This window comes from Nonomuraea aridisoli, assembly GCF_003236395.1.
Classification (GTDB): Bacteria; Actinomycetota; Actinomycetes; order Streptosporangiales; family Streptosporangiaceae; genus Nonomuraea; species Nonomuraea aridisoli.
Genome location: NZ_POUD01000420.1, coordinates 1 through 5,355 on the forward strand (window position 1 = coordinate 1; position 5,355 = coordinate 5,355).

Genomic DNA, 5,355 nt, shown 5'->3' on the forward strand with positions numbered 1-5,355 from the left:
GTTCCAGCCTGGTGTCAGCCATGCTTTCAACTGACCGCGACACTCATGCGCTGTCACGGTTACACCTCGGTGTGAAACGGAACTCACCTCATGTGGTGACACCGGAACTCAATACCGGCTCACTAGCGGGGCTGCTCCGCCGCCACGTACGCGTCGATCTCGGCGAGGTAGGCGTCCTTGAGGTGACGCGGCAGCCAGGCGATCTCGAAGGCGTTGCGTTCGAGATCGGCCAGCTCGTCGCGGGTCAGGCGGAGCGCGCCCTGCAGCGCCTCCAGGTTCTCCTGCACGTAGCCGGAGAAGTACGCCGGGTCGTCGGAGTTGACCGTCACCCGTACGCCGAGGTCCATCAGCTTGCGGATGTCCTCGGCCTTCATGCCGTCGCTGACGTGGCCGTTGGAGATCGGGCAGCAGGTCAGCCCGAGACCGCGTTCCAGCACCGCCTCCACCAGTCGGAGGTCCGCGATGACGTTGACGCCGTGGTCGATGCGGTCGACGCCGATCTCCTCGATCGCCTGGCGGATGTGCTCGACCGTGTCGTCCTGGTCGATGTCGCAGTGCATGGTGAGCAGGTAGCCCTCCTGCCGGGCCCGCTCGTAGACGACGGCGAACTTGCGCGGCGGGTTGCCCTTCTCGTCGGAGTCGAGCCCCACGCCGGCGATCCACTCCTTGTACGGCAGCGACTCCAGCAGCGTCGCCATCGCGTACTCGGCCTGGAAGTCGCGCAGGAAGCACATGATGAGCTGGGCCCGCACGCCGAGCCGCGTGTCGGCGTCGAGCAGCGCCCGCCGCAGCCCGCGGATCACCACGTCGAACGGCACCCCGCGCGAGGTGTGGGCCTGCGGGTCGAAGAAGATCTCGGCGTAGCGGACGTTCTGCTCGGCGGCCTTGGTCAGGTAGGCCATGGCCAGGTCGTAGAAGTCGGGCTCGGTGCGCAGCACCCGCATGCCCTCGTAGTAGATCTCGAGGAACGAGGGCAGGCTGTCGAAGGTGTAGGCCGCGCGCATCTGCTCGACGCTCGCGTACGGCAGCTCCAAGCCGTTGCGCGCGGCCAGCTCGAACTTGAGCTCGGGCTCCAGGGTGCCCTCGATGTGCAGGTGGAGCTCCGCCTTGGGCAGCCCGGCGATGAAATCCCTCACCCTGCCCAGACTAGAAGACGAGCGAGAGTCCCACCGCGAAGAGCAGCCCGTAGGCCATCTGCAGCTTGCCCGTCTGCTGGAGCGCCGCGATCAGGGCGGGGCCCACGGCCTTGCTGAGCACCACCCGGATGGGGGAGATGGCCAGCGGCGCGGCGAGCAGCACCAGGGCCGCCCACGGCGTGATCGGGATCATCGCCAGTGCCACCACGAACGGCACGACCTGGCAGGCGACGTAGAGCGTACGGGTGCGCTCGGCGCCGAGCACCACGGCCAGCGTGCGCTTGCCCGTCTCACCGTCGGTGCGGACGTCGCGCAGGTTGTTGACCACGAGCATCGAGCAGGAGAGCAGACCGACGGGGACCGAGGCGATCAGCGCCGCCCAGCTCAGCTGCTCCGTCTGCACGAACGTGGTGCCCACCACCGGGACCACCCCGAAGAACACGAAAACGGCCACCTCGCCGAGCCCGCGATAGCCGTACGGGCGGCTGCCGCCGGTGTAGAACCAGCCGGCCGCGATGCACGCCGCGCCGACCAGCAAGATCCACCACGCCTGCGTCACGATCACCAGAACGAGCCCGAGCACCGCCGCGATCCCGAAGGAGGCCAGCGCGGCCGTCAGCACCTGGCGCGGCGTCGCCGCGCGTGAACCCACCAACCGCATCGGGCCGACCCGCTGGTCGTCGGTGCCACGGATGCCGTCGCTGTAGTCATTGGCGTAGTTGACGCCGATCTGCAGCGACAAAGCTACGAAAAGGGCCAAAAGGGCCCGCCACCATACGAATCCGTCTTCGCCGACGGCCACACCGGTGCCCACCATCACGGGCACGATCGCATTGGGCAGGGTGCGCGGGCGGGCGCCCGCGATCCACTGGCCTGGGGTTGCCATGTTGATCTACCTCAAGTCAACTCATCAACTGATGTCGGTGGCAAGCCGGACCATTCGGATCGGGCGGCCCATGTCGAGGACGCGCTCGGCCATGTCCTCGCCCCAACCGGCCGACTCCAGGAAGCCGAGCACAGCGTAGTTGTCAGCGAAGACCCAGGTCACGATCTGCCGGAACCCATCTTCGCGCAGGTAGTCGACTGTGGCGTTGAGCAGGCGGCTGCCATGGCCCCGGCGGACGAAGTCGGGGTCGACGAGCAGCGTCAGCATCTCGGCCACCACACTGGGGTCGAGATCGGGGTCCTCGGCGGGAGCGTGCGAGGCCAGGCCCACCACGCGTTCGCCGCCGCGGGGCGTCACCAGTGCGGCGCTGCCACCCGCGCCGAGCGCGGGGAAGCCTTCGGTGTCGAGGATGGTCTCCACCGCCACCAGCACCCGGTGCCGGGGGCTGGGCGGGGCGACGATCGCCTCATCCCACTGGCGCAGCCACATCTTCTCGGCCGCCGGGCCCGTCATCTGCTCGAGTGGGCCTTCGGGGAGGAAGTCCCGGTAGCCGTAACGCCAGGCGCGGATCTGACAATTCGCCACCTGAAGTACATCCTCGCGCCGGGCCGCCCGGACGCCTACGTCTGCCATCTCGGCCCGCTCCTTCGCCTGCCGTCCATGCCACAAGGCACGGGTTACACCGTATCGGTGTTTGACCCTACGAGAAGACGCGAACCCCGCTTCCTCGCCCGGTAAGCCCGTGTCTTGGTGCGATTGCCGCATACCCGCATGGAACACCACGAGCGGGAACGGTTCTTCGACGAATCGATGAACGCCCACTGGCATGTGCTCTCCGCGCACACCTTCAGACGGTTCCACGACGCCGACACGGCTGCCGCGGCGATCCGCGCCAGCCCGCCCGGCACACCCTCGCACGCGGGCACCAGCTCCGGCGCCTCGCCGGCCCGCACCGCGACGCGCAGGGGCAGCGACGGGAGGTCGGCCGCCTCGCGTCTGAGCGAGGCTCTGAGCCCTTCGCGCAGGGCGTGGGCGGTGGTCAGGTCGTCGTCGGTGGCGCGGTCGCGCGGCCCGATCAGGTCTCGCTCGCGCAGCCACATCGCGAGCTCGGCGGGGGAGGACAGCTCGTCCGCCTGCGCTTCGACGTCGTAGGTGTTCACGAAGTCTCGTACGAGCTCCGCGGGGAACGGCATGCCGTCACTCTACTGGGCCCGCCGCGCGTCAGTGATCGCCGGTAGCCTCCGTCACGGCCTCGGCCAGCCGCCGTACGCCCTCGTGCAGCTCGGCCAGGTGGGCGGCGGCCATGTGCGTGAGGCGCAGGTGGGGGCCGGGGGGCTCCGACGGGAAGTACAGCCGGCCCGGGCTCACCAGGGCGCCCTTGCGCCGGGCGGCCTCCACCAGTGCGTTCTCGTCGACCTCGGCGGGCAGGCGGACCCACAGGTGCATGCCGCCGATGGGCAGCAGCCAGGGCTCGGCCTGCGGCAGGTGCTCGGCGAGCGCGGCGGCCAGCGCGTCGCGGCGGGTGCGGATCTCGGCGTGCACGGCCGCCAGGTGGCGCCGGAAGCCGGGCGTGCCGACGAACTCCAGCGCCGTCTCCTGCAGCGGCCGCGCCACGAAGAACGACTCCACCAGCTGGCTCGCCCGCAGCCGGTGGGCGGCCGGCCCCCGGGCGATCACCGCCGCGACCCGCATGCTCGGCGACAGGATCTTGGTCAGGGAGACGACGTGCACCACGGTGCCGTGCGCGTCCATGGAGGCGAGCGACGGGGGCGGCTGCTCGGTGAGGTAACGGGCGTAGTCGTCCTCCACCACGAACGCGCCCGCCGCCCTGGCCACCTGCAGCACCTGCTCGCGGCGCTCCACCGGCAGCGTGGCGCCCGTGGGGTTGTGCAGCGTGGGCTGGCAGCAGAACACCCGCGCCCCCGTGACGGCGAACGCCTCGGCCAGCAGGTCGGGACGTACGCCGTCGCGGTCCACCGGAACGGCCGTCGGCCGCAGCCCCGCCGCCCTGGCCGCCGCCAGCGCCCCCGGATAGGTGGGCGTCTCGACCAGCAGCGGCGTTCCGGGCGCCGCCAGCGCCCGGAACGCGTGCGTCAGGGCCGCCTGCCCCCCGCTGACGATCAGCGCGTCGGCCGCCGTCACGTCGCCCCCGGCCTGCGCCGCGAACCACCGTCGCAGCTCCGGCAGCCCCGCCAGCGGCGGCATCGCCCAGGCGCCGGGACGGCGGACGGCCCGCGCCGCGGCGGCCGCCAGCTGCCGGTCGGGCCGCAGTCCCGGACGCAGGTAGCCGCCGGTCAGCGGGACCACCCCGTCGGGCGCCGTCTGCAGCAGCGTGGCGACCGGCTCGTCGTCCACGACCCGGTCGCCCAGCGCGACCGTCTGCCAGGACAGGTCGGCGCCGCCGCGATCGGACGGCTGCCGCCGCGTCACGAAGACGCCGCTGCCGGGTCTGGCGACCACCCGCCCCTCGGCGGCGAGCTGGCCGATGGCGCGCGACACGGTGACGGGGCTGACGTTGTGCCGCCGCATGATCTCCCTGCTGGACGGCAGTCGCGCCCCCGCTCCCAGCCGGTCGGCCTCCTCGCGCAGGATCGCCGCGATATGGGCGATACTGCTATCGTTTTCCATGAGAGTTGAGAATAGCGCTACTGTCCCTGTTGGAGTAACGGTCCCGGCCGACCGGCGACGGGGGACGGTGCTGGCGTTCGTGGGGGTGCTGGCGTTCTCCGGGTCGTTTCCGGCCACCGTCTACGCGATGCGCGGCTTCGATCCCTGGCTGGTGGCGGTGGGCCGGGCGGCGGTGGCCGGACTGCTCGCCCTGATCTGCCTGAAGGCCGCCCGCAGGCCCCTTCTCCCGCCGAAAGGCGAGCGGACCGCCTACGCGCTGATCTCCGCCGGCGTCGTCTTCGGCTTCCCCGTCTTCAGCGGTTTCGCCCTCGATCTGGGCGCGAGCACGTCCCACGCCGCCGTCGTCACGGGTTTGCTGCCCGCCGCCACGGCCGCCTGCGCCGTCCTCAGAGCGGGCGAGCGCCCCCGCCCGCTGTTCTGGGCGGCCTGTACGGCCGGCGCCCTCGCCATCACCGTCTTCACCCTCACCCACCAGCAGGGCGAAGCGGCCTGGCCCGACCTGCTCCTCGCGGGCGCCCTGCTGTCGGCGGCCGTCGGCTACACCGAAGGCGGACGCCTGGCGCGCCACACCCCCGGCTGGCAGGTCATCTCCCAGGCCCTCGGCGATCATCAGCACCGGCCGGCTGCGGGGGACGCGTTCCAGCCAGGTCAGATCGGTGACGCTGGAGCCGATCAGGGTGTAGTGCTCGCGCGGCGGCAGCAGTT

6 protein-coding genes are annotated in these 5,355 nt (G+C 71.3%); 1 reads left to right on the top strand and 5 read right to left on the bottom strand.

What is annotated here, in order from left to right:
* Positions 1-122: 122 nt before the first annotated feature.
* Genes C1J01_RS45810 through C1J01_RS45830 form a run of 5 tightly spaced genes read right to left on the bottom strand, consistent with a single transcriptional unit; the run spans position 123 to position 4,650 of the window.
* Positions 123-1,136 carry an adenosine deaminase gene (locus tag C1J01_RS45810; RefSeq protein ID WP_111185275.1) on the bottom strand — a complete coding sequence of 338 codons (1,014 nt, stop codon included), beginning with the start codon at positions 1,134-1,136 and terminating at the stop codon, positions 123-125.
* Positions 1,137-1,146: 10 nt separating this feature from the next.
* Positions 1,147-2,022: a 1,4-dihydroxy-2-naphthoate polyprenyltransferase gene (locus C1J01_RS45815; RefSeq protein ID WP_111185276.1), complete on the bottom strand. Its 876-nt coding sequence runs from the start codon at positions 2,020-2,022 to the stop codon at positions 1,147-1,149.
* Between the two features lie 24 nt (positions 2,023-2,046).
* The gene (locus tag C1J01_RS45820) at positions 2,047-2,655 is read right to left on the bottom strand and encodes a GNAT family N-acetyltransferase (RefSeq protein ID WP_165969904.1); all 609 of its coding nucleotides are present in this window, start codon (positions 2,653-2,655) and stop codon (positions 2,047-2,049) included.
* A 44-nt stretch (positions 2,656-2,699) separates the two neighbouring features.
* On the bottom strand, positions 2,700-3,215 hold the full coding sequence (locus C1J01_RS45825) for a CGNR zinc finger domain-containing protein (protein WP_111185277.1): 516 nt from the start codon (positions 3,213-3,215) through the stop codon (positions 2,700-2,702).
* 28 nt (positions 3,216-3,243) lie between these two features.
* The gene (locus C1J01_RS45830) at positions 3,244-4,650 is read right to left on the bottom strand and encodes an aminotransferase-like domain-containing protein (RefSeq protein ID WP_111185278.1); all 1,407 of its coding nucleotides are present in this window, start codon (positions 4,648-4,650) and stop codon (positions 3,244-3,246) included.
* A gap of 67 nt (positions 4,651-4,717) precedes the next feature.
* Between C1J01_RS45830 and C1J01_RS45835 the strand changes: the two genes are divergently transcribed.
* Positions 4,718-5,355, top strand: a 638-nt coding sequence (locus C1J01_RS45835; RefSeq protein ID WP_235855113.1) for a DMT family transporter, incomplete at its 3' end; no start/stop codon positions are given.

Coding starts and splice junctions, on each gene's coding strand:
- C1J01_RS45825 (WP_111185277.1), bottom strand. CDS start 3,215: ATGCCGTTCCCCGCGGAGCTCGTACGAGACTTCGTGAACACCTACGAC.
- C1J01_RS45820 (WP_165969904.1), bottom strand. CDS start 2,655: ATGGCAGACGTAGGCGTCCGGGCGGCCCGGCGCGAGGATGTACTTCAG.
- C1J01_RS45830 (WP_111185278.1), bottom strand. CDS start 4,650: ATGGAAAACGATAGCAGTATCGCCCATATCGCGGCGATCCTGCGCGAG.
- C1J01_RS45815 (WP_111185276.1), bottom strand. CDS start 2,022: ATGGCAACCCCAGGCCAGTGGATCGCGGGCGCCCGCCCGCGCACCCTG.